25 protein-coding genes and 2 tRNA genes are annotated in these 25,272 nt (G+C 61.3%); 17 read left to right on the forward strand and 10 right to left on the reverse strand.

Features of this window, described 5'->3' with window-relative positions; translation table 11 throughout:
• Positions 1 to 37: 37 nt before the first annotated feature.
• The 6 genes from minD to M5G11_RS19850 all read left to right on the forward strand — a co-directional run bounded on the left by minD (position 38) and on the right by M5G11_RS19850 (position 5,902).
• Positions 38 to 850, forward strand: a complete 813-nt coding sequence (gene minD, locus M5G11_RS19825; protein WP_273912039.1) for a septum site-determining protein MinD — start codon at positions 38 to 40, stop codon at positions 848 to 850.
• A gap of 3 nt (positions 851 to 853) precedes the next feature.
• A complete protein-coding gene (gene minE / locus M5G11_RS19830; RefSeq protein WP_007898843.1) occupies positions 854 to 1,108 on the forward strand; it encodes a cell division topological specificity factor MinE in 255 nt (84 codons plus the stop codon).
• Positions 1,109 to 1,204: 96 nt separating this feature from the next.
• On the forward strand, positions 1,205 to 1,840 hold the full coding sequence (locus M5G11_RS19835) for an RluA family pseudouridine synthase (protein ID WP_273912040.1): 636 nt from the start codon (positions 1,205 to 1,207) through the stop codon (positions 1,838 to 1,840).
• A gap of 146 nt (positions 1,841 to 1,986) precedes the next feature.
• Positions 1,987 to 3,276 (forward strand): M18 family aminopeptidase, encoded by a 1,290-nt coding sequence (locus tag M5G11_RS19840; protein WP_273912041.1) that lies wholly within the window; start codon positions 1,987 to 1,989, stop codon positions 3,274 to 3,276.
• A gap of 248 nt (positions 3,277 to 3,524) precedes the next feature.
• Entirely contained in the window at positions 3,525 to 3,689 is a 165-nt protein-coding gene (locus M5G11_RS19845; RefSeq protein WP_273912042.1) for a hypothetical protein, read from the forward strand.
• 47 nt (positions 3,690 to 3,736) lie between these two features.
• The gene (locus tag M5G11_RS19850; RefSeq protein ID WP_273912043.1) at positions 3,737 to 5,902 is read left to right on the forward strand and encodes a mechanosensitive ion channel family protein; all 2,166 of its coding nucleotides are present in this window, start codon (positions 3,737 to 3,739) and stop codon (positions 5,900 to 5,902) included.
• Here the strand turns inward: M5G11_RS19850 and phnR are convergent.
• Positions 5,899 to 6,612: a phosphonate utilization transcriptional regulator PhnR gene (gene phnR / locus M5G11_RS19855; RefSeq protein WP_273912044.1), complete on the reverse strand. Its 714-nt coding sequence runs from the start codon at positions 6,610 to 6,612 to the stop codon at positions 5,899 to 5,901. The two genes, M5G11_RS19850 and phnR, sit on opposite strands and share 4 nt — an antisense overlap.
• A gap of 358 nt (positions 6,613 to 6,970) precedes the next feature.
• Here phnR and M5G11_RS19860 point away from each other — a divergent pair, with 358 nt between their 5' ends.
• From M5G11_RS19860 to M5G11_RS19885, 6 genes are all read left to right on the forward strand, one after another.
• On the forward strand, positions 6,971 to 8,035 hold the full coding sequence (locus M5G11_RS19860; RefSeq protein WP_273912045.1) for an ABC transporter substrate-binding protein: 1,065 nt from the start codon (positions 6,971 to 6,973) through the stop codon (positions 8,033 to 8,035).
• 137 nt (positions 8,036 to 8,172) lie between these two features.
• Complete coding sequence (locus M5G11_RS19865) at positions 8,173 to 8,979, forward strand: alkaline phosphatase family protein (protein WP_273912046.1); 807 nt, start codon at positions 8,173 to 8,175, stop codon at positions 8,977 to 8,979.
• On the forward strand, positions 8,958 to 9,818 hold the full coding sequence (locus M5G11_RS19870) for an ABC transporter permease (protein WP_273912047.1): 861 nt from the start codon (positions 8,958 to 8,960) through the stop codon (positions 9,816 to 9,818). Before M5G11_RS19865 ends, M5G11_RS19870 begins: the two co-directional genes overlap by 22 nt.
• Positions 9,805 to 10,602 carry an ABC transporter permease gene (locus M5G11_RS19875; RefSeq protein WP_273912048.1) on the forward strand — a complete coding sequence of 266 codons (798 nt, stop codon included), beginning with the start codon at positions 9,805 to 9,807 and terminating at the stop codon, positions 10,600 to 10,602. The genes M5G11_RS19870 and M5G11_RS19875 overlap by 14 nt, the downstream gene beginning before the upstream one ends.
• 1 nt (position 10,603) lies before the next feature.
• Positions 10,604 to 11,593 carry an ABC transporter ATP-binding protein gene (locus M5G11_RS19880; protein WP_273912049.1) on the forward strand — a complete coding sequence of 330 codons (990 nt, stop codon included), beginning with the start codon at positions 10,604 to 10,606 and terminating at the stop codon, positions 11,591 to 11,593.
• Positions 11,594 to 11,617: 24 nt separating this feature from the next.
• Complete coding sequence (locus M5G11_RS19885) at positions 11,618 to 12,268, forward strand: HAD family hydrolase (protein ID WP_273912050.1); 651 nt, start codon at positions 11,618 to 11,620, stop codon at positions 12,266 to 12,268.
• A gap of 94 nt (positions 12,269 to 12,362) precedes the next feature.
• Here M5G11_RS19885 and M5G11_RS19890 read toward each other — a convergent pair whose 3' ends face one another.
• Positions 12,363 to 13,325 (reverse strand): zinc-binding dehydrogenase, encoded by a 963-nt coding sequence (locus tag M5G11_RS19890; RefSeq protein ID WP_273912051.1) that lies wholly within the window; start codon positions 13,323 to 13,325, stop codon positions 12,363 to 12,365.
• 138 nt (positions 13,326 to 13,463) lie between these two features.
• Between M5G11_RS19890 and M5G11_RS19895 the strand changes: the two genes are divergently transcribed.
• The gene (locus M5G11_RS19895) at positions 13,464 to 15,545 is read left to right on the forward strand and encodes a carboxy terminal-processing peptidase (RefSeq protein WP_273912052.1); all 2,082 of its coding nucleotides are present in this window, start codon (positions 13,464 to 13,466) and stop codon (positions 15,543 to 15,545) included.
• A gap of 134 nt (positions 15,546 to 15,679) precedes the next feature.
• On the forward strand, positions 15,680 to 17,455 hold the full coding sequence (locus M5G11_RS19900; RefSeq protein ID WP_273912053.1) for a bifunctional diguanylate cyclase/phosphodiesterase: 1,776 nt from the start codon (positions 15,680 to 15,682) through the stop codon (positions 17,453 to 17,455).
• Here M5G11_RS19900 and M5G11_RS19905 read toward each other — a convergent pair.
• The 5 genes from M5G11_RS19905 to pcaQ form a co-directional block, all read right to left on the reverse strand.
• Complete coding sequence (locus M5G11_RS19905) at positions 17,431 to 17,805, reverse strand: hypothetical protein (RefSeq protein WP_273912054.1); 375 nt, start codon at positions 17,803 to 17,805, stop codon at positions 17,431 to 17,433. The two genes, M5G11_RS19900 and M5G11_RS19905, sit on opposite strands and share 25 nt — an antisense overlap.
• A complete protein-coding gene (locus M5G11_RS19910; RefSeq protein ID WP_273912055.1) occupies positions 17,802 to 18,143 on the reverse strand; it encodes a helix-turn-helix domain-containing protein in 342 nt (113 codons plus the stop codon). Before M5G11_RS19910 ends, M5G11_RS19905 begins: the two co-directional genes overlap by 4 nt.
• A 98-nt stretch (positions 18,144 to 18,241) precedes the next feature.
• Complete coding sequence (locus M5G11_RS19915; RefSeq protein WP_273912056.1) at positions 18,242 to 18,682, reverse strand: YkvA family protein; 441 nt, start codon at positions 18,680 to 18,682, stop codon at positions 18,242 to 18,244.
• Between the two features lie 278 nt (positions 18,683 to 18,960).
• Positions 18,961 to 19,680: a BamJ family beta-barrel-assembly machinery protein gene (locus M5G11_RS19920; protein ID WP_273912057.1), complete on the reverse strand. Its 720-nt coding sequence runs from the start codon at positions 19,678 to 19,680 to the stop codon at positions 18,961 to 18,963.
• A 187-nt stretch (positions 19,681 to 19,867) separates the two neighbouring features.
• Positions 19,868 to 20,800: a pca operon transcription factor PcaQ gene (pcaQ, locus tag M5G11_RS19925; RefSeq protein ID WP_273912058.1), complete on the reverse strand. Its 933-nt coding sequence runs from the start codon at positions 20,798 to 20,800 to the stop codon at positions 19,868 to 19,870.
• 136 nt (positions 20,801 to 20,936) lie between these two features.
• On the opposite strand from pcaQ, the gene map reads away from it, so the two are divergent.
• Positions 20,937 to 21,725 carry a type I methionyl aminopeptidase gene (gene map, locus M5G11_RS19930; protein ID WP_273912059.1) on the forward strand — a complete coding sequence of 263 codons (789 nt, stop codon included), beginning with the start codon at positions 20,937 to 20,939 and terminating at the stop codon, positions 21,723 to 21,725.
• 147 nt (positions 21,726 to 21,872) lie between these two features.
• Complete coding sequence (locus M5G11_RS19935) at positions 21,873 to 23,012, forward strand: PDDEXK-like family protein (RefSeq protein WP_273912060.1); 1,140 nt, start codon at positions 21,873 to 21,875, stop codon at positions 23,010 to 23,012.
• Between the two features lie 116 nt (positions 23,013 to 23,128).
• On the opposite strand, the gene M5G11_RS19940 is transcribed toward M5G11_RS19935, so the two are convergent.
• On the reverse strand, positions 23,129 to 24,160 hold the full coding sequence (locus M5G11_RS19940; RefSeq protein ID WP_273912061.1) for an RHS repeat-associated core domain-containing protein: 1,032 nt from the start codon (positions 24,158 to 24,160) through the stop codon (positions 23,129 to 23,131).
• Between the two features lie 238 nt (positions 24,161 to 24,398).
• Here M5G11_RS19940 and M5G11_RS19945 point away from each other — a divergent pair, with 238 nt between their 5' ends.
• Positions 24,399 to 24,860, forward strand: a complete 462-nt coding sequence (locus tag M5G11_RS19945; protein WP_273912062.1) for a tail fiber domain-containing protein — start codon at positions 24,399 to 24,401, stop codon at positions 24,858 to 24,860.
• Between the two features lie 138 nt (positions 24,861 to 24,998).
• Here the strand turns inward: M5G11_RS19945 and M5G11_RS19950 are convergent.
• Positions 24,999 to 25,075 (reverse strand) — tRNA-Asp (locus M5G11_RS19950).
• A 17-nt stretch (positions 25,076 to 25,092) separates the two neighbouring features.
• Positions 25,093 to 25,168: transfer RNA gene (locus tag M5G11_RS19955), tRNA-Val, on the reverse strand.
• Between the last annotated feature and the right edge of the window lie 104 nt (positions 25,169 to 25,272).

Raw genomic sequence — 25,272 nt, forward strand, 5'->3', positions numbered from 1 at the left:
GGGACGTTACGTCCTTTTTCTTTAGGGGTGATACACCTTGGCCAAGATTCTCGTGGTTACATCCGGCAAGGGTGGTGTGGGTAAGACCACCACCAGCGCCGCTATCGGTACCGGCCTCGCACTGCGTGGCCACAAGACGGTGATCGTCGACTTCGACGTCGGCCTGCGTAACCTCGACCTGATCATGGGTTGCGAGCGTCGCGTGGTGTACGACTTCGTCAACGTGGTCAACGGCGAAGCCAACCTGCAGCAAGCCCTGATCAAGGACAAGCGCCTCGAGAACCTGTACGTGCTGGCCGCCAGCCAGACCCGTGACAAGGATGCGCTGACCCAGGAAGGCGTCGAGAAAGTCCTGATGGAGCTCAAGGAGCAGTTCGAGTTCGTCGTCTGCGACTCCCCGGCCGGTATCGAGAAAGGTGCCCACCTGGCGATGTACTTCGCCGACGAAGCCATCGTCGTGACCAACCCGGAAGTGTCTTCGGTACGTGACTCGGACCGCATGCTCGGCCTGCTGGCCAGCAAATCGCGTCGCGCCGAGAACCAGCAGGACCCGATCAAGGAGCACCTGCTGATCACCCGCTACAACCCGGAGCGTGTCAGCCAGGGCGAAATGCTCGGCGTTGAAGACGTCAAGGAAATCCTCTCGGTCGCCCTGCTCGGCGTGATCCCGGAATCCCAGGCGGTGCTCAAGGCCTCCAACCAGGGCGTGCCGGTGATTCTTGACGACCAGAGCGATGCCGGCCAGGCGTACAGCGACACCGTCGACCGCCTGCTGGGTAAAAATGTGGAACACCGGTTCCTTGATGTACAGAAGAAGGGATTCTTCGAGCGCCTGTTTGGAGGCAAGTAAAAAATGAACCTTTTTGACTTCTTTCGTGCCAGCAAAAAAGTAAGCACCGCCTCGGTCGCGAAAGAGCGTCTACAGATCATCGTGGCGCACGAGCGCGGTCAGCGCAGTACCCCTGACTACCTGCCAGCCTTGCAGAAGGAACTGGTGGAAGTGATCCGCAAGTACGTGAACATCGGCTCTGATGATGTGCATGTGGCTTTGGAGAATCAGGGCAGCTGCTCGATCCTGGAACTGAACATCACCCTGCCCGATCGTTGATCGGCGCCTTCGGGTAACCAGCCACGGCGGCGGCCGGGCCTGGGCTCCATGAGCCTGGGTCCGACCGTCGCCGTTGGCGTTTGCAGAGAGCACGCAATGCCGCTGTCCAATGTTCGCATCCTGCATGAGGATGCTGCTGTCCTGGTGGTCAACAAGCCCACCCTGTTGCTGTCCGTTCCTGGCCGTGCCGAGGACAACAAGGACTGCCTGATCACCCGCCTGCAGGAAAACGGTTACCCCGATGCCCTGATCGTCCATCGCCTGGACTGGGAAACCTCGGGGATCATCCTGCTGGCGCGCGATGCCGACAGTCATCGCGAGCTGTCGCGCCAGTTCCATGACCGCGAAACCGAAAAGGCCTACACCGCCTTGTGCTGGGGCCAGCCGGAGCTGGACAGTGGCAGCATCAACCTGCCGCTGCGCTACGACCCGCCGACCAAGCCACGGCATGTGGTGGACCATGAGCTGGGCAAGCATGCCATGACGTTCTGGCGCATCGTCGAGCGTTGTGGCGATTACTGCCGGGTCGAGCTGACGCCGATTACCGGGCGTTCGCACCAGTTACGCGTGCACATGCTGTCGATCGGCCACCCGCTGCTGGGGGATGGCTTGTACGCCCACCCCGAGGCGCTGGCGGCCTACGAGCGGCTGTGCCTGCATGCCAGCATGCTGAGCTTTACCCACCCGGTGAGCAAAGAGCGGATGCGCTTCGAGTGCCCGGCGCCGTTCTGATAGACCGCGTAGGATTTTTCGCCGGCAAGGCCGGCTCCCACAGGGTTTTCTTCAGCCTTTGTGGGAGCCGGCCTTGCCGGCGAGAGTGCCAACGCAAATCCCCAAGCAATACGTTAAACTCGCGCCACTGCTGTCTGGAGTGACTTATGCGCGATGCTCTGAATCAAGGCCTGATTGACTTCCTCAAGGCCTCCCCTACGCCGTTCCACGCCACCGCTGCCATGGCCCAACGCCTTGAAGCCGCCGGTTACCAGCGCCTGGACGAACGCGACAGCTGGGCCACCGTGGCCGGCGGTCGCTACTACCTGACCCGCAACGACTCCTCGATCATCGCCATCAAGCTCGGCAAGCACTCGCCGCTGCTCGACGGCATCCGCCTGGTCGGCGCCCACACCGACAGCCCATGCCTGCGGGTCAAGCCGCAGCCCGAGCTGCAACGCCTGGGCTTCTGGCAACTGGGCGTCGAAGTCTACGGCGGCGCCCTGCTCGCGCCGTGGTTCGACCGCGACCTGTCGCTGGCCGGGCGGGTCACCTTCCGCCGCGACGGCAAGGTCGAAAGCCAGCTGATCGACTTCAAGCTGCCGATTGCGGTGATCCCCAACCTGGCGATCCACCTGAACCGTACCGCCAACGAAGGCTGGGCGATCAACCCGCAGAACGAACTGCCGCCGATCCTGGCGCAGTTCGCCGGTGACGAGCGCGTGGACTTCCGCGCCGTGCTCACCGAGCAACTGGCCCGCGAGCACGGCCTGAACGCCGATGTAGTGCTCGACTACGAGCTGAGCTTCTACGACACCCAGGACGCTGCAGTGGTCGGCCTCAATGGCGACTTCATCGCCGGTGCGCGCCTGGACAATCTGCTGTCCTGCTATGCCGGCCTGCAAGCCTTGTTCGCCGCCGACAGTGATGAGACCTGCGTGCTGGTGGCGAACGACCACGAGGAAGTGGGTTCCTGCTCGGCCTGTGGTGCCGACGGCCCGATGCTCGAGCAAACCCTGCGCCGCCTGCTGCCGGAGGGCGATGATTTCGTCCGTACGATCCAGCGTTCGTTGCTGGTTTCGGCCGACAACGCCCATGGCGTGCACCCCAACTATGCCGACAAGCATGACGGCAACCACGGGCCCAAGCTCAATGCCGGGCCGGTGATCAAGGTCAACAACAACCAGCGCTACGCCACCAACAGCGAAACTGCCGGGTTCTTCCGCCATCTGTGCATGGCTGAAGAAGTGCCGGTGCAAAGCTTCGTGGTGCGCAGTGACATGGGCTGTGGCTCGACCATCGGCCCGATCACTGCCAGCCACCTGGGTGTGCGTACCGTGGATATCGGCCTGCCGACCTTTGCCATGCACTCGATCCGCGAGCTGTGCGGCAGCCAGGACCTGGCACACCTGGTGAAGGTGTTGACGGCGTTCTATCGCAGCCGCGACCTGCCGTAAGCAGGAAGCAACCCAGGCAAAAATCTCTGTGGGAGCCGGCCTTGCCGGCGATGAGGCCCTTGCAGGTAGTAGAGACTTGCAACGGTGGTGCGAGCAATCGCCAGCAAGGCTGGCTCCCACAGGAACAGGCCGCTGGGCTGAAGGGTGAGTCATAAGCCACAGCCCCCCGCTGACCTCAATCAACCCCCTCCCCGCCAATCCGTCCTATGCTTGGCTCAACGACTCCAAGCAGACCAAGGACCTTGCGCATGTCTGAGTTTCAACTGATGTTCCTCCCGGTGCTCGCCGGCCTGATCATGCTCACCGTCGGCTTCTCCATGCGCGACCGCAACTCCGGCGTGCTGATGATGTGGATCGGCATGCTCGGCATCCTCGGCATCATGGTCTGGAAGATCCTCGAGAAACTGGCCTGACAAATGCTCTACACTCGGGCGACTGATTGTTCGAGGTTGATTGTCCGGTGCCTGCTCTCCTTCGCTGCCTACCCCTGCTGTTGCTGCTCCTGTTCACCTCCCTCGGCCAGGCCCATGCGGCTGGCCTGCCGAGCCTGCTGGGCGGCAGCAAACCCCAGCCCGAAGCCACCGAGCCGCTCAGCCAGTCGCTGGACGAAGTCATCAAGAACCTGGAAAACGACCAGCAACGCGCCAAGCTTCTCGCCGACCTGAAAAAACTCCGCGACAGTACCAAGCAAGCCCAGCCCACCACCGAACAAGGCGTACTCGGCCTGATCGGCTCGACCCTCGGCGAGCTGGAAAAACAGTTCAGCGGTGAAGCCAGCCCGTTCGTGCGCTGGTCGCGAGAGCTGGAACTGGCGCAGATCGAGTTCAGCGCCCGCCTGCTGCCGGTGCAGGAGTGGCCAACCATCCTCTTCGGCTTCGCCGCGATCATCGCGCTGTGGAGCCTGCTGGCCTACGCGTTGAACTGGGTCAGCCACCAGGTGCGCCTGCGCTTCGGCCTGACGGAAGAACTGCCGCAACACCCCAACACCTGGGACCTGGTGCGCTTCGCCCTGCGCAAGCTCGGGCCGTGGCTGGTGGCCCTGGTGATCACCGTGTACCTGAGCCTCGCCCTGCCCTCGTCGCTGGGCAAGTCGATGGCCATGGTGCTGGCCTACGCGCTGGTAGTGGGCACCTGCTTCTCGGCCATCTGCGTGATCGCCTTTTCCCTGCTCGACGGCCCGCACCGCCATCGCGCCCTGTACATCCTGCGCCACCAGGCCTTCCACCCGCTGTGGCTGATCGGCAGTTTCGCCGCCTTCGGCGAGGCGATGAACGATCCGCGCATGTCCAGCGCGCTGGGCGATCACCTGGCCCATACCCTGGCGACCCTGGCGAACATCCTCGCGGCCATCTCCAGCGGGCTGTTCATCGTGCGTTTCCGCCGGCCCATCGCCCACCTGATCCGCAACCAGCCACTGTCGCGACGCCTGACCCGCCGCGCTCTGAGCGACACCATCGAGATCCTCGGTACCTTCTGGTACCTGCCGGCGCTGGTGCTGGTGGGTATTTCGCTGGTGGCCACGTTCATTTCCGCCGGCGACACCAGCACGGCCTTGCGCCAGTCCCTGATGTGCACGGTGCTGGTAGTGATCTGCATGGTGGTCAACGGCCTGGTCCGCCGCAACGCGACCAAGCCGCGCCGGGCCAACCGGCGCCAGGCAGTGTATGCCGAGCGCCTGCGCAGTTTCGGCTACACCCTGGTGCACCTGATCATCTGGCTGGTGTTCATCGAGCTCGGGCTGCGCGTGTGGGGCCTGTCGATCATCGGCTTTGCCGAGGGCGACGGCCACGATGTTGCAGTGCGCCTGTTCGGCCTGGTCGGCACGCTGATCGGCGCCTGGCTGGTGTGGATCCTCGCCGACACCGCCGTGCACCACGCCCTCACCCGCTCACGCAAAGGCCTGGCCAACGCCCGCGAGCAAACCATGATGCCGCTGATCCGCAACGTGCTGTTCGTGACCATCTTCATCATTGCGGTGATCGTCGCCCTGGCCAACATGGGCATGAACGTCACCCCGCTGCTGGCCGGTGCCGGCGTGATCGGCCTGGCCATCGGCTTTGGTGCCCAATCGCTGGTTGCCGACCTGATCACCGGCCTGTTCATCATCATCGAGGACTCGCTGGCCATCGACGACTACGTCGACGTCGGCGGCCACCTGGGCACGGTCGAAGGCCTGACCATCCGCACCGTGCGCCTGCGCGATATCGACGGGATCGTCCACACCATCCCGTTCAGCGAGATCAAGAGCATCAAGAACTACTCGCGTGAGTTCGGCTACGCGATCTTCCGTATCGCCATCCCGTACAACATGAACATCGACCAGGCGATTGCGCTGGTGCGCGATGTCGGGCAGAAGATGCGCAACGACCCGCTGCAACGCCGCAACATCTGGTCGCCGCTGGAGTTTCAGGGCGTGGAGAGTTTCGAGTCGGGCTCGGCGGTGCTGCGTGCGCGCTTCAAGACCGCGCCGATCAAGCAGTGGGAAGTGTCGCGGGCGTTCAACCTGGCGCTCAAGCGCCAGCTCGACGAAGCCGGCCTGGACCTGGCCACCCCGCGCCTGTCGGTGCAGGTGGTCACCGCCGGTGGCGGTGCTAGCGAAGACGCGCAGGCCAAAGGCAAGGCTTAACCGGCATCGGCGCGGATGCGAATGGCATCGTGCCGCCAGTATTCCAAATCACAGTCGATCAGCCGCCCGTGCTGGTCGCTGTTGACCCGGGTGATGTGCAAACCCGGGCTCCCGGTCGACACCTTCAGCGCCGTGGCGGCCGCCAGCGGTAGCGCGGTGGGCAGGATCTCGAAGCACACCCGGCCGTAATCAATTGCGTAGTGCTGCGCGTAGATCTCGGTCAGCGACTGGCCCAGGTCGTGCTGCAGAATGCCGGGGAAATACTCCGGGTTCAGGTAATGCTCGGCATACAGCACCGCCCGCCCGTCAATGCGCCGCAACCGGCATACCTGGATCACGCTGGACAACGCTGGCAGTTGCAGGCGCGCGCAGATCGTCGCGGCTGCTGGCTGCAAGCGCGCCGAGAGCAACTCGGTGCTCGGCACCCGCCCTTGATCGCGAACCATGGCGTGGAAGTGGCTACGCTCGATCAGGTCATAGGTCAGGCGTTCGGGGGCGACAAACCAGCCACGGCGCTCCTCGCGGTAAATCAGCCCACGCGCCTCCAGTTGCACCAGCGCCTCACGCAAGGTGATGCGCGTGGTGTCGAACACTTCGCTGAGCTTGCGCTCGGCCGGCAGCTTGCAGCCGGGGGCCAGCAGGCCATGTTCGATCTGTTCCTGCAGGGCATGGCAGATAGCTGTTACTGCACGCGGTGGCAGTGGACGCATCAAAGGTTACCTATCTGGACTAGTCCAGCCTCAAACGTGGGCCAAAATGGCGCATCGACGAGCCGCTGGTGATGGCTGCAAGCCTAGGCAATGCAGATGAACGATAGATGACAGCGGCTGCCACGGCTCAGTGAAAAACCCTGCAAAGACGCGGCCAAGGGCTTGCGGATCAAGCACTTGAAACTGGTCTACGCTGTATTTCCAAGGCCAGCGCACGAGCCCGGCGAACCCCCTCAGACATCAAATTGTCATGCAACACGCCTACCTTGGCTCAGGTATTGCTGACCTAGACCAACCGAATCGCAACGACGTTCTACCCCTTCAGCGTTTTGCAAGGCACCCCATTAAGGAGCTTCGGATGAAACAGCTTTTCCTGGCCTCACTGTTAGGCACCAGCATCGCCCTGTGTACCTCAGCCATGGCCGCCGGCCCTGACCTCAAGGCCCTTGAAGACGCCGCGCGCAAAGAAGGCGCAGTGAACAGCGTCGGCATGCCCGACGCCTGGGCCAACTGGAAAGGCACCTGGGAAGACCTGGCCAAACAGTACGGCCTCAAGCACATGGACACCGACATGAGTTCGGCCCAGGAAGTGGCCAAGTTCGACGCCGAGAAAGACAACGCCAGTGCCGATATCGGTGACGTTGGCGCCGCGTTCGGGCCGATTGCTACCGCCAAGGGCGTGACCCAGCCGTACAAGCCAAGCACCTGGGACCAGGTCCCGGAGTGGGCCAAGGACAAGGACGGCCACTGGGCGCTGGCCTATACCGGCACCATCGCTTTCATCATCAACAAGCAGTTGGTCAAGGAAGGCGACATCCCCAAAAGCTGGAAGGACCTGGAGACGGGCAAGTACAAGGTCGCCATTGGTGACGTGAGCACTGCGGCCCAGGCGGCCAACGGCGTGCTGGCGGCGGCCATCGCTCGTGGCGGTGACGAGAAGAACATCGAACCGGGCCTGCAACTGTTCACCAAGCTGGCCCAGCAGAAGCGCCTGTCGCTGGCCAACCCGACCATCCAGACCCTGGAAAAAGGCGAAGTGGAAGTCGGCGTGGTCTGGGACTTCAACGGCCTGAGCTACCGCGAGCAGATCGACCCCAAGCGCTTTGAAGTGCTGATCCCCTCGGACGGTTCGGTGATCTCCGGCTACACCACCATCATCAACAAGTACGCCAAGCACCCGAACGCGGCCAAGCTGACCCGCGAGTACATCTTCAGTGATGCCGGGCAGACCAACCTGGCCCGTGGCAATGCCCGGCCGATTCGTGCCGAGCACCTGACGCTGCCGGCGGATGTGCAGGCCAAGTTGCTGCCTAACGAGCAGTACAAGAGCGTCAAGCCGATCAAGGATCCGGCGGCTTGGGAGAAAACCTCCAAGGCCCTGCCGCAGAAGTGGAACGAGCAGGTGATCATCGAAATGAATTGATCGCTTGAGGGGCTGACTTGCAATCGGTTGGCCCCAATCGCTGGCAAGGCCAGCTCCCACAGGGGTGTGCTGCGCGGCATATCCCTGTGAGAGCCGGCCTTGCCGGCGATGCGGCCTGCGCTTAATCCGGAGAATCCATGAACCACAACGTCATCCTGGTCCTGCTCGACGGCCTCAACTACCAGGTCGCCCATCACGCCATGGGCCACCTGCACGCCTACGTCGAAGCCGACCGCGCCGCGCTGTACCGCCTGGAATGCGAACTGCCGGCTCTGTCGCGCCCGCTGTACGAATGCATCCTCACCGGCGTCACCCCGATCAACAGCGGCATCGTGCACAACAACGTGTCACGCCTGTCCAGCGAACGCAGCATCTTCCACTACGCCCGCGATGCCGGCCTGAACACTGCCGCTGCGGCCTACCATTGGGTCAGCGAGCTGTACAACCGCTCGCCGTTCGATGCGGTACGTGACCGCCACACCAACGCGCCAAAGCTGCCAATCCAGCACGGCCTGTTCTACTACGCCGATCACTACCCCGATTCGCACCTGTTTGCCGATGCCGAATACCTGCGCCGCCACTACGCGCCAAATTTCCTCCTGGTGCACCCGATGAACATCGACGACGCCGGGCACAAGCATGGCCTGGACAGCAGCCAATACCGCAACAGCGCACGCAGCGCCGACATCCAGCTGGCCGACTACCTGCGTGGCTGGCTCGACAGCGGCTACCAGGTACTGGTCACCGCCGACCACGGCATGAACAACGACCGCTCACACAACGGCCTGCTCCCGGAAGAGCGTGAAGTGCCGCTGTTCGTCTTCGGCGATGCCTTCAGCCTCGACCCCGCCGCCAAACCCTTGCAGACCGAGCTGTGCGGCACGATCTGCGAGCTGCTCGGCGTACCCCACGACAAACCGGTATGCCGGGAGCTGCTCACGTGAACTCGACCCTACGCGGCAAATGGCTGGCGCTGCTGTGCCTGCTGCCCTTCGCAGTGTTCTTCATCATCTTCCAGATCGCCCCGCTGGCCTGGGTGGCCATCCACAGCCTGCAAGCCGAAAGCGGCTGGGGCCTGGACAACTTCACCAAGGTGTTCTCCTCCAGGTTCTATCGCCAGGCGATCCAGTTCAGCCTGGAAATCAGCTTCTGGTCGAGCGTGTTCGGCATCCTCATCGCGGTGCTCGGCGCCTATTCGCTGCGCCGGGTCGACTCCAAGCTGCGCGACTTCGTCAACGCCTTCGCCAACATGACCAGCAACTTCTCCGGCGTGCCGCTGGCGTTTGCCTTCATCATCCTGCTGGGCTTCAACGGCGCGCTGACCATGCTGCTGAAGCAGGCCGGGATCATCGAGGACTTCAACCTCTACTCCAAGACCGGCCTGATCATCCTCTACACCTACTTCCAGATTCCGCTGGGGGTGTTGCTGCTCTACCCGGCCTTCGACGCCTTGCGTGAAGACTGGCGCGAATCCGCCGCGCTGCTGGGCGCCGATGCCTGGCAGTACTGGCGGCATATCGGCCTGCCGGTGCTGACCCCGGCGTTGCTCGGGACTTTCGTGATTCTCCTGGCCAACGCCCTGGGCGCCTATGCCACGGTGTATGCGCTGACCACCGGCAACTTCAACGTGCTGCCGATCCGCATTGCCGCGCTGGTGGCCGGCGATATCTCGCTGGACCCGAACCTGGCCAGCGCCCTGGCGATCATCCTGGTCGGGCTGATGACCCTGGTTACCGTGGTCCACCAATGGCTATTGAAGCGGAGCTACCATGTCGCGCGCTGAACCTGGCTCTGCCAACCTGTACCACCGGGTGGTGGTGTATGTGCTGTTCCTGATCCTGCTGCTGCCACTGGCCGGTACGCTGCTGTACTCGCTGGCCACCAGTTGGTCGGCCAGCTTGCTACCCAGCGGGCTGACCTTCAAATGGTACGTGGCACTGTGGAGCGACCCGCGCTTCCTGGCCGCCTTCGGCCAGTCGCTGCTGGTGTGCGTCGGGGCGCTGCTGCTGTCGGTGCTGCTGATCCTGCCGCTGTTGTTCGTGGTGCACTACCACTTCCCGCGCCTTGATGCGCTGATGAACATCCTCATCCTGCTGCCCTTCGCCGTGCCGCCGGTGGTGTCGTCGGTGGGCCTGTTGCAGCTGTATGGCTCGGGGCCGATGGCGATGGTCGGCACGCCGTGGATTCTGATCGGCTGCTACTTCACCGTGGCCCTGCCGTTCATGTACCGGGCGATCACCAACAACCTGCAAGCGATCAACCTGCGCGACCTGATGGACGCCGCCCAACTGCTCGGTGCCAACACCTGGCAGGCGGCGTTCCTGGTGGTGCTGCCGAACCTGCGCAAGGGCCTGATGGTGGCGCTGCTGCTGTCGTTCTCGTTCCTGTTTGGCGAGTTCGTGTTCGCCAACCTGCTGGTCGGCACCCGCTACGAAACCCTGCAGGTGTACCTGAACAACATGCGCAACAGCAGCGGGCACTTCAACAGCGCGCTGGTGATTTCCTATTTCCTCTTCGTGCTGGTGCTGACCTGGGCAGCCAACCGCCTGAACAAGGACAAGACCTGATATGAGCTTCGTCAGCATCCAGAACCTGCAAAAGAGCTACGCCGGCAGCCCGGTGTTCAACGACATCAATTGCCAGATCGGCCGGGGCGAGTTCGTCACCCTGCTCGGCCCCTCCGGCTGCGGCAAATCCACCCTGCTGCGCTGCATCGCCGGGCTGACCTCGGTGGACAGCGGCAAGATCCTTCTCGACGGCAACGACCTGGTACCGCAAAGCCCGCAGAAGCGCGGGATCGGCATGGTGTTCCAGAGCTATGCGCTGTTCCCCAACATGACCGTGGAGCAGAACGTCGCCTTCGGCCTGCGCATGCAGAAGGTCAAGCCTGAAGAAAGCCAGGCGCGGGTGATCGAAGCCTTGCAGATGGTAGAGTTGCAGGACTTTGCCCGGCGCTATCCGCATCAGTTGTCGGGCGGGCAATGCCAGCGTGTGGCGCTGGCCCGCTCGCTGGTCACCCGCCCGCGCCTGCTGCTGCTCGATGAGCCGCTGTCGGCCCTCGATGCGCGCATTCGCAAACACCTGCGCGAGCAGATCCGGCAGATCCAGCGCGAATTGGGCCTGACCACGATTTTCGTGACCCACGACCAGGAGGAAGCGCTGACCATGTCTGACCGCATCTTCCTGATGAACCAGGGTCGCATCGTGCAAAGTGGCGACGCCGAAACGCTCTATACCGCGCCGGTGGACGCGTTTGCCGCCGGCTTCATCGGCAACTACAACCTGCTCGACGCCGACAGCGCCAGCCGCCTGCTGCAACGCCCGGTCAACACGCGCCTGGCGATTCGCCCGGAAGCCATCGCGCTGAGCCTGGAGGGTGAACGCGAGGGCCTGGTGCGCAGCCACAGCCTGCTGGGCAACGTCATCCGTTACCGGATCGAGGCACGTGGCGTCGAGTTGCTGGTGGATGTACTGAATCGCTCGTCGGCCGATCTGCATGCGGATGGCCAGCGGGTATCCTTGTCGATCGATCCCACCGCCCTCTGCGAAGTGGCTTGAGGGTTGCACAGGAGTTTTGTTGAAATGGCTTTAGCGATATTCGATCTGGACGAAACCCTGATCCACGGTGACTGCGCCTCGCTCTGGAGCGAGCAGATGGTGCACCTGGGTTGGGTGGACGCGACGTTCCTGCGCAAAGACAAGGAATTGATGGACGCCTATGCCCAAGGGAAACTGGCCATGGAGGACTACATGGCCTTCAGCCTCGAGCCGTTGATCGGGCGTACACCTGAAGAGGTCGAGCACCTTGTCGGGCCTTGGGTGGAAGATTTCATCGAGCCGATCATCTTCAGTGAAGCCACGCGTACCATCGCCATGCACCGCAAGGCGGGGGACCGGATTCTGGTGATCTCGGCATCCGGCACCCACCTGGTCGGGCCGATTGCCGAGCGCCTGGGCATCGAGGAGATTCTGGCGATTGAGCTGGACGTCCAGCACGGGGTGTACAGCGGCAAGACCACCGGCGTGCTGACCTACCGCGAAGGCAAGATCACCCGGCTGCTGGAGTGGCTGGACCAGGAGGAAGAGAACCTCGAGGGGGCGCATTTCTATTCGGACTCACGCAACGATCTGCCGTTGCTGTCGAAGGTGGATCACCCGCATGTGGTGAACCCGGATGCGGTGTTGCGGGCGCATGCTGAACAGCAGGGCTGGCCGATCTTGAGCTGGAGCTGAGGTTTTCAGGGCCGCTTTGCGGCCCATCGCTGGCAAGGCCAGCTCCCACAACACCTGTGGGAGCCGGCATTGCCGGCGATAGGGCCCTCAAGCCCTACACCAGGCTCTCGTCAATCACCAGCACCAGCTTGCCCGACACCTGATTGCCCGCCAGCTCGGCAAATGCCGCCTCGGCATCCTTCACCGGGTAACTGCGCACCAGCTGCGCCTGCAACCGCCCTTCGGCGAACAACGGCCACACCTGCTGGCCCAGGTCGCTCAACAAGTCCGCCTTGAACTGATCATCGCGGTTGCGCAACGTCGAGCCGGTGACCTGAATGCGCTTGGCCAGCAACTGCGCCAGGTCGATATCCGCCTTGCGCCCGCCCATCAAGCCGATGATCACCCAGCGACCATCACGCGCCAGCACCTTCACGTTCAGCGCCGCGTAATTGCCACCCACCGGGTCGAGAATCACATCGAACGGGGCAAAATCGCTCAGGCTTTCCAGGTCGTCACCGCGCACCACGCCACCGCTGGCACCCAGGCCCTGGCAGTAGGCCAGACGCTCGGCCGAACCGACACTCACCCAGCACGGGCTGCCGAACGCCTTGCACAGCTGGATCGCCGCCGAGCCGACGCCGCTGGCGCCCGCATGCAACAAGACCTTCTCGCCCGGCTTCAGGCCGCCCAGCTGGAACAGGTTCAACCACGCCGTGGCATACACCTCGGGGATCGCCGCCGCCTCGTGCAGGCTCAGGCCCTCGGGCACCGGCAGGACATGACGGGAATCGACCACCACTTCCTCGGCCATGCCGCCACCCGCCAGCAAGGCACAGACCCGATCACCGACCTGCCAGGCCGAACCCGGCCCGACTTCGCTGATCACCCCGGCACATTCCAGCCCCAGGTACTCGCTGGCACCCGGCGGCGGCGGATACAGACCGCCACGTTGCAACAGGTCGGCACGATTGAGCCCCGCCGCGGCGACGCGAATTCGTACTTGACCTACATCGCAAGTTGGACTTGTCGCCTCAACCCACTCCACATGTCCCTCAACGCCTTGCAATGCCTTCACAGTGCCTCCATAGTTGAGTCATGACTGAGCCTGGAGCTGTAGCTTCAGGCTTTTTGCATTATGCGTCCGGCTCCATGGAACCGGCGAATCCAAAGACGGCCTAATATGCGTGATCAATTGCCCCTACGTCGAATCAGCATGAAGCAGTTCCTGCCCAGCACCGCCCTCGCCCTGATGATCGGCCTTGGCAGCTTGCCGCTGGCTGGCAGCGCTTTGGCTGCCAACAGTTGGGACAAGTTGCAGCCGGACCGCGACGAAGTCGTCGCCAGCCTGAACATCGTCGAGCTGCTCAAGCGCCATCACTACAGCAAGCCACCGCTCGACGACAAGCGCTCGGTCATCATCTACGACAGCTACATCAAGTTGCTCGACCCCTCGCGCAGCTACTTCATGGCCAGTGATATCGCCGAGTTCGACAAGTGGAAGACCCAGTTCGACGACTTCCTCAAGTCCGGCAACCTGGACCCAGGCTTCACCATCTACAAACGCTACCTCGACCGGGTCAAGTCGCGTCTGGACTTCACCCTGGCCGAACTGAACAAAGGCGTCGACAAGATCGACTTCACCACCAAGGAAACCTTGCTGATCGACCGCAAGGACGCCCCGTGGATGAAGAACGATGCCGAGCTCGATGAGCTCTGGCGCAAACGCGTCAAGGACGAAGTACTGCGCCTGAAGATCGCCGGCAAAGAGCCAAAGGCCATTCAGGAGCTGCTGACCAAGCGCTACAAGAATCAGCTGGCGCGCCTGGACCAGACCCGGGCCGAAGACATCTTCCAGGCCTACATCAACACCTTCGCCCAGTCCTACGACCCGCACACCAACTACCTGTCGCCGGACAACGCGGAAAACTTCGACATCAACATGAGCCTGTCGCTGGAAGGTATCGGCGCGGTGCTGCAAAGCGACAACGATCAGGTCAAGATCGTCCGCCTGGTCCCGGCCGGCCCTGCCGCCAAGACCAAGCAGGTCGCCCCTGCCGACAAGATCGTCGGCGTGGCCCAGGGCGACAAGGAAATGGTCGACGTGATCGGCTGGCGTCTGGATGAAGTGGTCAAGCTGATCCGTGGGCCGAAAGGTTCGGTGGTGCGTCTTGAAGTCATCCCTTCGACCAATGCGCCGAACGACCAGACCAGCAAGATCGTCGCCATCACCCGTGAAGCGGTGAAGCTTGAAGAGCAGGCAGCGAAAAAGTCGGTGCTCAACCTCAAGCAGGATGGCCGTGACTACAAGCTGGGGATCATCGAGATCCCGGCCTTCTACCTGGACTTCAAGGCCTTCCGTGCCGGCGATCCCGAGTACAAGTCCACCACCCGCGACGTGAAGAAGCTGCTGACCGAACTGCAAAAGGAAAAAGTCGACGGCGTGGTCATCGACCTGCGCAACAACGGCGGCGGTTCCCTGCAGGAAGCCACCGAGCTGACCAGCCTGTTCATCGACAAGGGCCCGACCGTACTGGTGCGCAATGCCGACGGCCGTGTCGACGTGCTTGAAGACGAAAACCCCGGTGCCTTCTACAAAGGCCCACTGGCCCTGCTGGTCAACCGCCTCTCGGCTTCGGCTTCGGAGATCTTCGCCGGCGCCATGCAGGACTACCACCGCGCACTGATCATCGGCGGCCAGACCTTCGGCAAAGGCACCGTGCAGACCATCCAGCCGCTCAACCATGGCGAGCTGAAACTGACCCTGGCCAAGTTCTACCGGGTTTCCGGGCAGAGCACCCAGCACCAGGGCGTGCTGCCGGACATCGACTACCCGTCGATTATCGACACCAAGGAAATCGGCGAGAGCGCCCTGCCTGAAGCGATGCCGTGGGACACCATCCGCCCGGCGATCAAACCAGAGAGCGACCCGTTCAAGCCGTACCTGGCCAAGCTAAAGGCTGATCACGACACGCGCACTGCCAAGGACCCGGAGTTCGTCTACATTCGCGACCGCCTGGCCCTGACCCAGAAGCTGATGAACGAAAAAACCGTCAGCCTCAACGAAGTCGAGCGCCGTGCCCAGCATGCGGACATCGAGGGCAAGCAACTGGCCCTGGAAAACACCCGCCGCAAAGCCAAGGGCGAAGAGCCGCTGAAGGAGCTGAAGAAGGAAGACGAGGACGCGCTGCCGCCCGAGCAGGATGACAGCAAGCCGGAAGACGACGCTTACCTGGTCGAAACCGGACGCATCCTGGGCGACTACCTGAACCTGAACCCACGCGTGGCCAAGCAGTAAGGTGGATGCTGAAACGATAATGGCAAAATAGTATGACTGCGACACATTAAGTCATTAAACAGTCATCATTCTGTCGTGAAATAAGGGACTGAGCGCCACTGGCCTCAGTCCCTTTTTTTCAAGGTAGTTTTGCCATGACCGTGACCGAACAGCTCAGCGCGTTGAGCACCATCCTGGCTCAAAGCGGCTTGCACAGCCTGTTCCAACCCATAGTCTGCCTGTCTGAGCGGCGCATTCTCGGCTATGAAGCCTTGAGCCGCGGCCCCTCCAACAGCCCGCTGCACTCGCCGATCAACCTGTTTGCCGTGGCCCGCCAGGCCGGCCGCCTGACCGAACTGGAAGTGGCCTGCCGGGAAAGCGCCTGCCGGCGCTTCAGCGAGCAGCAACTGGACGGCAAGCTGTTTCTCAACGTCTCGCCCGAGTCGCTGCTGGAACCGCAGTACGAGTCCGGGCGCACCCTGAAGCTGTTGCAGAGCCTCGGCATCCCCGCCAGCCGCGTAGTGATCGAGCTGACCGAGCAAACGCCGACCGATGATTTCCAGCTGCTGTACACCGCCCTGCACCACTACCGCGACATGGGCTTTTCGATTGCGCTGGATGATCTCGGTGCCGGCTATTCGAGCCTGCGCCTGTGGTCGGAGCTGCGCCCGGACTATGTGAAGATCGACCGCCATTTCATCGATGGCATCCACCTCGACGCGGTCAAGCGCGAGTTCGTCGGCTCCATCCTGCAGATCGCCAAGGCCTCCCGCGCCAAGGTGATTGCCGAGGGCATCGAGCTGGCTGAAGAGCTGACCATCCTGACCGAAATGGGCGTGGACCTGGTGCAGGGCTACCTGCTCTGCCGCCCGCAGGAGCACCCACCGCGTGACGCCCTGGCCATGCTGCCGGCGCCCAGCACGGTGCCGATCCTGGCAGACGAAGGCCTGGACCTCAGTGCCCTGCTCAACGAGCCACCGGCCGTTACCCGCGACACCCCGACACCCCTGGTACTGGAAGCGTTCCGCCGTCAGGCCAACCTCAATTCCCTGGCCGTGCTGGACGAGCAGCAACGGCCGTGCGGGATCGTGCATCGCCACTCGCTGTCCGAGGCCCTGCTCAAGCCGTTCGCCACCGACCTGTTCGCGCGCAAGCCGATCAGCCGACTGATGAGCGATGACTTTCTTGCGGTGGAAATCAGCCAGTCGCTGCAGACCGTCAGCCGCCTGCTGACCAGCCGGGCACGCCAGCGTATCGAGGAAGATTTCATCATCACCCGCGAGGGCCGCTACCTGGGCCTGGGACGGGTGATCGACGTACTCAAGCTGATTACCGAGCAGAAGATCCAGCAGGCCCGCTACGCCAACCCGCTGACCCTGCTACCGGGCAACGTGCCGATCCAGCAGTGCCTGACCCGCTTGCTGCAACAACAGCGCAGCGCGGCAATCTGCTACGTGGATATCGACAGTTTCAAACCGTTCAACGACATCTACGGCTATGCCCGTGGCGATGAGGTGCTGCTGTGCCTGGCGCAGTGCCTGAACGATCGGGTAGACCCCAGCCGCGACTTCGTCGGGCATATCGGCGGCGACGACTTCATGCTGGTGCTGGGTTCGAAGGATTGGGAGAAACGCCTGCAGCAGTTGCTGGAGGACTTTCAGAAACAGTGCCGGCGGTTCTACCGCGCCGAGCATGTGCAGGCGGGGTGTTTCATTGCCCACAACCGTCTGGGCCAGCGTCAGGAATTTCCCTTGCTGTCATTGTCGGTCGGTGTGGTGCAGTTGCATCCGCAGTCTTGCGCCGACCTGGATGCCGGGCAACTGGCCGACCTCGCCTCCCAGGCCAAGCACCACGCCAAGGAAGTCAGCGGGCACAGCCTGTACCTGATCGATACCGCGAACGTTGATCAGGCTTCTTCAGTATCCGGGTAACGGTACTCGAACACCCGCACCACTTCAGAGGCATGCCAGGACGCGGCGGCCATGCCATCGGAAGGTCCGGAGAAACGCCCCAGGCGCTCCACACATTCGAAAAACCCGGTGCGCGGCAAACGGCTGGCACCCTGGCTGATCACCAGCGAGCTGCGCAGCGGTTGCTCGGCACGCGCATCGAGCACCGCCAGGTATTCCAGTGCGGCGGTCAGCGTCTGCATGGCCGGGCTGGGCAGTTGCAAGCGCTCCAGCAAGGCGCGGTAGGTCAGCAGGTGGCGCTGCCGGCGCGCCACATCCAGTTCGACGAGCAGCCCTTCCCATTGCTGGCGGCTGATCCTCACGCTGCTCATGACGGCTCGCTCCAACCCGGCACGCCAAGCTCCCAGGCCAGGCTGCGACGGATCGCGGCATCCGGCTCGCGCTCGCCGCTTTCGATCAGGGCCAGGTAGACCGGGCTGATACCCACGCTGCGTGCCAGTTGCTCGGCGGCCAGGCCTTTGGCCTGGCGCAATGCTGCAAGCTCGCTGAAAGCGTGCAAGGTCGGCGTGGCGGGTGTGGTTTCGCTGGTGCTGCTGGTGTCGGCGTTGACGGCAGGCTGGCCCGCTGCTTTGAGCAAGGCCTGGTACTGCTCCCAGGGTACAACCGCGTATTCGGGTTGACCGTCCCGGCTGATGACCTGAATACCCATTACAACCCCCTTGTCGGACTTATCGCATGTAATCGGTAGGCATAATCCTTATGCCAATTATATTACTAGCGGACAAAGGTTTGCAGTGCGGTATTTCCCTAGGATTTTTCCTGTTCCAATTGCAACGCTTGCGGGGTGTCGGGCAGGCGCTCGACCACACGCAGTTTTTCCGGTGCCTGACGGTCGCGCCAGGCGCGGAAGGCGGCCAGTTCGTCATCCACGGTTTTCAGCACCCAGGCCAGCACTGCAATGTCGTCGAGCAGGCCGACGCCCAGCAGCCAGTCCGGGATCGCATCCAGCGGGCTGACGAAATACAGCAGGCCGGCAACGATGGTCACCAACGCACGCGGGCTGATCGCCCGGTACTCACCCCGCCACCAGGCTACGCACAGGGACTGCAGCAAACGTACGTCGTCCTTCAGCTTGCCCAGCCTCGGCCCCTTGCGTGCCACGGCAAAAATCAGTGCCGGCAAGCGCCCACGGCTCAACAAACGCTCGGCCAAGGGCAGGAAGCGGGCAAAACTCCACGGTGCGTTCATTCGACCTCCAATGGCCTGGCACGGAAATGTTATCCACATAAATTGTGGATAACCTTGTGAACAGAGCCCTTTTTTAAGCCCAAGGTGCCCGCAGGGCAAGGGCCGGGGTTAAATCGGGCGTTTTTTACACACCTGTTTCAATGCGCAATCGTTTTGCGCACGGGGTCACAGTTTACCCCCCTGCCCCCTCTCTGACGTCAGACACGCCTGACGGTTCACTCTACTGCATAAACGACAACGCCCCGTCGAGACGGGGCGTTGTGCACACTGGCGAACGCTTACTGAGCGGCTTCGGCAGCGGCTTTGGCTGGATCCTTGATGGCCAGCAGTTCCAGGTCAAAGACCAGCACCGCGTTGGCCGGGATCATCGGGCTTGGGCTTTGCGCGCCATAAGCCAGGTCGGCCGGGATGTACAGCTTGTACTTCTCGCCAACGTGCATCAGTTGCAGGCCTTCAACCCAACCCGGGATGACGCCGCTGACCGGCAGGTCGATCGGGCTGCCGCGCTCAACCGAGCTGTCGAAGACCTTGCCGTCGATCAGCTTGCCTTCGTAGTGAACAGTCACTACGTCGGTAGGCTTAGGCTGAGGGCCGTCGGCCTTCTTCACGACTTCGTATTGCAGGCCGGAAGCAGTGGTAACGACACCGGCTTTCTTGGCGTTTTCTTCAAGGAACTTCTTGCCAGCGGTAGCCGACTCTTCGCTCATCTTGACCAGACGCTCTTCAGCGCGCTTTTGCAGGGCAGCGAAGGCTTCAACCAGCTCTTCGTCCTTGATCTTCTGCTCTTTCTTGCCGACAGCGTCTTCGATGCCTTGGGCTACAGCCTTCGAATCGAGGTCATCCATGCCTTCCTGTGCCAGGCTCTTGCCCATGTTCAGGCCGATACCGTAGGAGGCTTTCTGTGCCGGAGTCTTCAGCTCGACGCTGGTCTGCGAATCGCAACCCGCCAGGACCAGGCTAACCAGGGCAACCGCAGCCGCCAACCGATGCTGTTTCATGCTATTTCCTTGTTCATGCGCCAATAGGGCAATCGAGTAAAGCCGCGAGCTTATCAGGCGGCCACGACCAATGGCTACCGGCATGAGAGCGACGAAAGGTGGATAAGTTCAGCTGTATGAACGCTTCTTCACCGAATGCCGGGCCAATAGCCAGTATTGCCGGGATTCAGCGGTTTGCCTGGGCCATTCAGGCAGAGTGCGTTTCGCGGTACTCGCCTGCCACTTCGCGCAACACTTCACACAGCCATTGGGCCGGCAAACCCAGGGGAATCGTGGCATTGCTGCAGATGCCCACAGAGCCACCGGGCTCACGTACGCCCAGGTCCAGCTCCTGCAATTCGCCGCGCTCGAGGTCGATGCGCACGGCATCACGCGGGGCCACCCAGACGGCATCGCTGCACTGTACATAGCGTCGACTCAGGGCCGGGGAAAGGGTTTCCAGACGTTGCGGCGAGGGCTCTATCGCGCACTGCACGAACAGGCTGTCAGCGTGTTTGCGGATGGTGGTGCCCGCCAGCGGCAGTACCACGGGGAAACGCCCCACCTGGCTTCGCTCCAGTGGCTGGCGGGCAAGCAATGGGTGCCCGGGGCGGACCACCAGGGCCATGGACTCGCTATAGAGATGCTCGAACAGCAGGCCCTGGATTTGCGGGCTGTCCGTCATGCGGCCAATGACCAGGTCCAGTTCGCCGACATGCAGTTGCGCCAGCAAGTGGGCACTGGGGCCGGTGGCAACGCTGACCACCAACGCACTGTGACGCTGATGCAGCCGGCAAAGGACCTCGGGCATCAATAGGCTCTCGACAGTGGACAGCACGCCAATGCGCACCTGGGGCGGCTGATGCTCTTCGCCGCGCAGGGTGTTTACGCCTTCGCGCAGGGCCTGCACGCAGGGGCCGGCGTAGCGCATGAAGCGCACACCGGCGGCGGTCAGCTCGACACCTTGCTTGCTGCGCTCGAACAACCGGGTCTGGAGCAGGTCTTCCAGTTCCTTGAGGGTCTTGGAAATCGCCGGCTGACTGATCGCCATGGCGTCTGCTGCCTTGGCGAAACTGCCCTGGCGGGCGATTTCGAGAAAGCACAGCAGGTGGCGGAACTTGATGCGAGTGTCGAGGTTCATGCCGCGAGTTTATCGGGGCATTGGGAGGACTGCGAATGCTTTGCGCTGGCTTCAACCCCCATCGCCGGCAAGGCCGGCTCCCACAGAGACCCTGTAGCAGGGAGTATGATGTGCCAGTCTCCAGAAGGACCTGCCCATGAGCAATGTGGTACTGAAAAACCCGCAACAACTGGCCCTGATGCGCCACGCCGGGCAATTGCTGGCCCAAGTGTTCCGTCACCTGGACGATTTCATCCAGCCAGGCGTCAGCACCCTGGCCATCAACGACCGCGCCGATGCCTTCATCGTCGACGTGCTCAAGGCGCGCCCGGCCAGTAAGGGCCAGTACGGTTTCGCCTATTCGCTTAACACCTCGGTGGACCACGTGGTGTGCCACGGCATCCCCAAAGCTGATGAAATCCTCATGGCCGGCTCCATCGTGAACGTCGACATCACCCTCGAACAGGGCGGCTATATCGCCGATTCATCGAAGATGTACTGCATCGGCGAGATCGATGCAGGCGCCCGGCAATTGGTCGATCACACCTACGATGCGCTCTGGGCCGGCATTCGCCAGGTACGCCCCGGCGCCACCCTGGGCGACGTCGGCCACGCCATCCAGCAGCACGCCGAAGCCTTCGGCTACAACGTGGTGCGCGAGTATTGCGGGCATGGTATTGGTCGCCAAATGCACGAAGCGCCCGAGGTGCTGCACTACGGCCACCCGGCCAGTGGCCTGCTGCTCAAACCGGGCATGACCTTCACCATCGAACCAATGATCAACCAGGGCGGGCGTGGCGTACGGACCTTGCGCGATGGCTGGACGGTGATCACCCGCGACCGCAGCCTGTCGGCGCAGTGGGAGCACACCGTGGCGGTGACGGCGGATGGTGTCGAGGTACTGACCTTGCGCGACGAAGAGCGCGCGATGCTCAGCCACATCTGATCCTTGGGTTCAATCCCTTGCAATGGCAAATTTCAAATGACCGATCGAAAACAGACCACCGATTGGCGAAGGGACAAAAAGCGTGCAGTAGCATCCCCATGAAATTATTGGCGGACACACTATCGCCTTAAGGACTATTACTAGGTCATGGACAACTTTTTCAACACACTGTCACTATTGCGCAAACTCCACTACCGCCCCCCGGGTTTCAATCTATTCTCGATCCTGCGCCGTGATACCGATGAAGTACGCCTGCATTCGCGTTTTCTGGCGTACCTACTCGATCCGAAAAGCTCGCACAACAAAGGCGTGCAGCTACTCGATGCCTTCCTGCAGAACGCGGGCATCAGCGACTTTTCCCTGGAAGGCATCAGCGTTCAGGCCGAGTATCAGAACATCGACATCCTGGTACGCAATACTGTCGGCCAGGCGCTGCTGATCGAGAACAAAATCAATGCCGGCGACCAACCGGAACAGCTGATTCGCTACGTTCGCGTATTGCAACGCGAGGCAACCGACATCCGCTGTATATACCTCACGCTGCACGGTACCGAACCCAGCGATCAGAGCCGGCAGGGGCTAGATGTACAACTACTCAGTTATGAAACCCACATCATCGACTGGCTGAACCAGTGCATCGCACTCGTGATTCGAGCACCTTCCCTGCGCGAAGGTATTTTTCAATACATCGAACTGCTACAGAAACTGACAGCCAGCGACCAGGGAGAGGACTACATGCAGAAGCTCAAGGAGCAACTGCTCAAAGGCGAGCACCTACTACTGATCAATGATATCCAGCAAGCCTATAAAGAAGTGCTGATCGATCTTCAGTTGGATCTATGGGAACGCATGTTGGCGTATCAGACCGCCCTGTACCCTGACATGGGCACGCCGAGCCAAAAGGTCAGCCGTGCGGAAGTGCGCGACTACTATTACCTGTCCAGAAACAATCGCTACTACGGGCTTGCGTGGCCATTCAATACCGCCCCCGGCGGTGTCGCGGTCGAAATTGGCCAGCGCCTGTTCCATGGCGTCTACTGCAATCACGCCGAACACCCCGAAGCGCATCAAACGCTAAAAAAACTCCTCAACCCGACGGGACAGACAAACACCAGTGCGTATTTCCCCTGGTGGACGTATGCGAACCCACAATTGAATTTGACCACTCCCAGCAACGAGGATTTGCAGGTACTGCGCGATAGTGAGGGCCGCGCACTGCTGGCGCGCTCGATCATCGACGAATTGCACACCCTATGGACGAACACGCGCAAGGCATTGGATGGTTAACCAGGGTGAGGGGACTTGCGATAATCCGCCAGCGCAGTGGAAGCATCCGCTACTGGTGACGACCACAGGTGTGGGGCTGTTGGTGTCGCGCGAGGAGGCGTGGCACCTTCGAAAACTTATAAGGGCAAGTTTCCACCTTCTTGCGCTCTGATTACAGCTGCTTGCTCAGCCAGTTCATACTGCACTCGCTGATTGTGGATGTCAGCGTTGTGCACATCATTGATTTCATTCGCACGCACATTGAGGCGACGAACTTGGGCGCTTTCTTCGGCAATCGTTTTCTTGCTAAACCCTTTATTTCTTGCCGCTACAGGCAGTACACCATTGCGCCGACCATTCAGCACAATCACGCCAAGCTGGTTTTCTTTCATTGTGCTCGGCAAGCGATCAAGTTCTACCTTAAACAATACTCTAGACTGATTACTGACGACCGCTGACATACGTTTGGAGGTGCTGGCAAAATTAGCCAAGTCCTTCCCTCTTAAATTAACGGTAATGTACTCAATCATTTCAGGGGGCAAACGATTGATACTTGCCGCACCCTTAGGGGCCGTATTAATTACCTTTGCCGATAGATTTGCTAGTGAATCACCAACATACTTTAAAAACCCCAGAATGCTATTCCCCGTTGGATCACGCCAGTTGATCGGGTCCCCCATGCAGTACGTATAGGTATTCAACCCACCTTTCCCAAAGGGGCTCAATCGATCCGGACTGTTGAACCGCCGCACGACTGGATTGTAGGCCCGCTCGCCAACTCCCAGTAGATAATGCCCAGTTTCCAACTCTCGTCGCTCACCATTAAACGCCACTATCACATTCCCGGGTGGATTAAGGCTGCCATAGGGTGTGTAAGTGTAAAACTTGACCTGTGACAAACTCAGGACCGACAACACTGAGCCCTGCGTGTCGGTGCCAAAAAAGGATGCCGTGAGGTCCCCATCACGGTGCTCGTGCTGTGCCAACAGCTGATCGCCACTGTGCATAAGAGAATACGCTCGTCCTTTCTGAACCTGCGTGACCAAGCGTAACCCATCATGAAATAACTGAAGGTCATCCCCAACTAAAAACTCCTTATTTGCCAACCGATCCAACGGATCATATTGATAGCGACAAATGCTCGATACTGTTTTCAAGGGGCTAGGCATGCAAGAAACTCCGACGATTTAAGACGGAAGACTGGCCCCTCGACACGCGATCGTCTACTGGTAAAAGTATCAGGTTATGCTGCAAGGTAGAGCGCCAATGCACCCTAGAACTTGTTCTACAGATCTAACGAAAAAATCCCGAAAAAATAATAACTTACTACCCCTACAACAGCAGATGCCCATTCAGGCGTCTGACTGACGAGGTAGTGAGCCAATAACAAATTTCAGGAAAAATACCGTGATCCTCAAGAACCTCGCCCTTTCCGCCAGCCTGCTGGCCAGCATCGCCGGCTCCGCCCTGTTCGCTACCTCGGTAACCGCCAACACCGAAGTCAACGAGAAGTGCGGCAAATTCGAGTGCGACGAACTGCCTGGCTTTGGCGAGCAGTGCTGCCCGTTCAGCGATGAACGCCTGAAGAACGACATCCATGCGCTACGCGACCCGCTGGCAAAGCTGCTTGAGCTGCGAGGCGTTTCCTACACCTACAAGAATGACGGCAGCAAGGACATTGGCCTGATTGCCCAGGATGTCGAAAAGGTCTACCCGGAGCTGATCCACGAAAAGGACGGCTTCAAGCAACTGGACTACCAGAAACTGGTCGCCCCACTGATCGAAAGCGTGCGCACCCTGAACCAGCGGATCGCAGTGCTGGAAGCCCAGGCCAAGCCGGCGACTGGGCACGCCCATCACGCGCACTAAACGCTTCAAGGCCTGAACCACCGCAGCCCGCACCAGCGGGCTGTGGTGCTCGATGAGAAATCGCAGGCACAAAAAAAGCGACCCTAAGGTCGCTTTCTTTGTTGTTCCAGGGAGTTCAGTGGGCCCTGGAACTAAATATGGCGCAGCGGACGGGACTCGAACCCGCGACCCCCGGCGTGACAGGCCGGTATTCTAACCGACTGAACTACCGCTGCGCGATACACATGAGAAGTGGTGGGTGATGACGGGATCGAACCGCCGACCCTCTGCTTGTAAGGCAGATGCTCTCCCAGCTGAGCTAATCACCCTTTCGTCTCGGTGTGGCGCGCATTCTACGGAGCACCTTGCACTCTGGCAAGCACTTTTTTAAAAAAATTTTATAGGCCTTCCAATGACTTAGCGGGGTTGGCCT

The organism is Pseudomonas fontis (assembly GCF_028656955.1).
In the GTDB taxonomy this organism is placed as follows: Bacteria; Pseudomonadota; Gammaproteobacteria; order Pseudomonadales; family Pseudomonadaceae; genus Aquipseudomonas; species Aquipseudomonas fontis.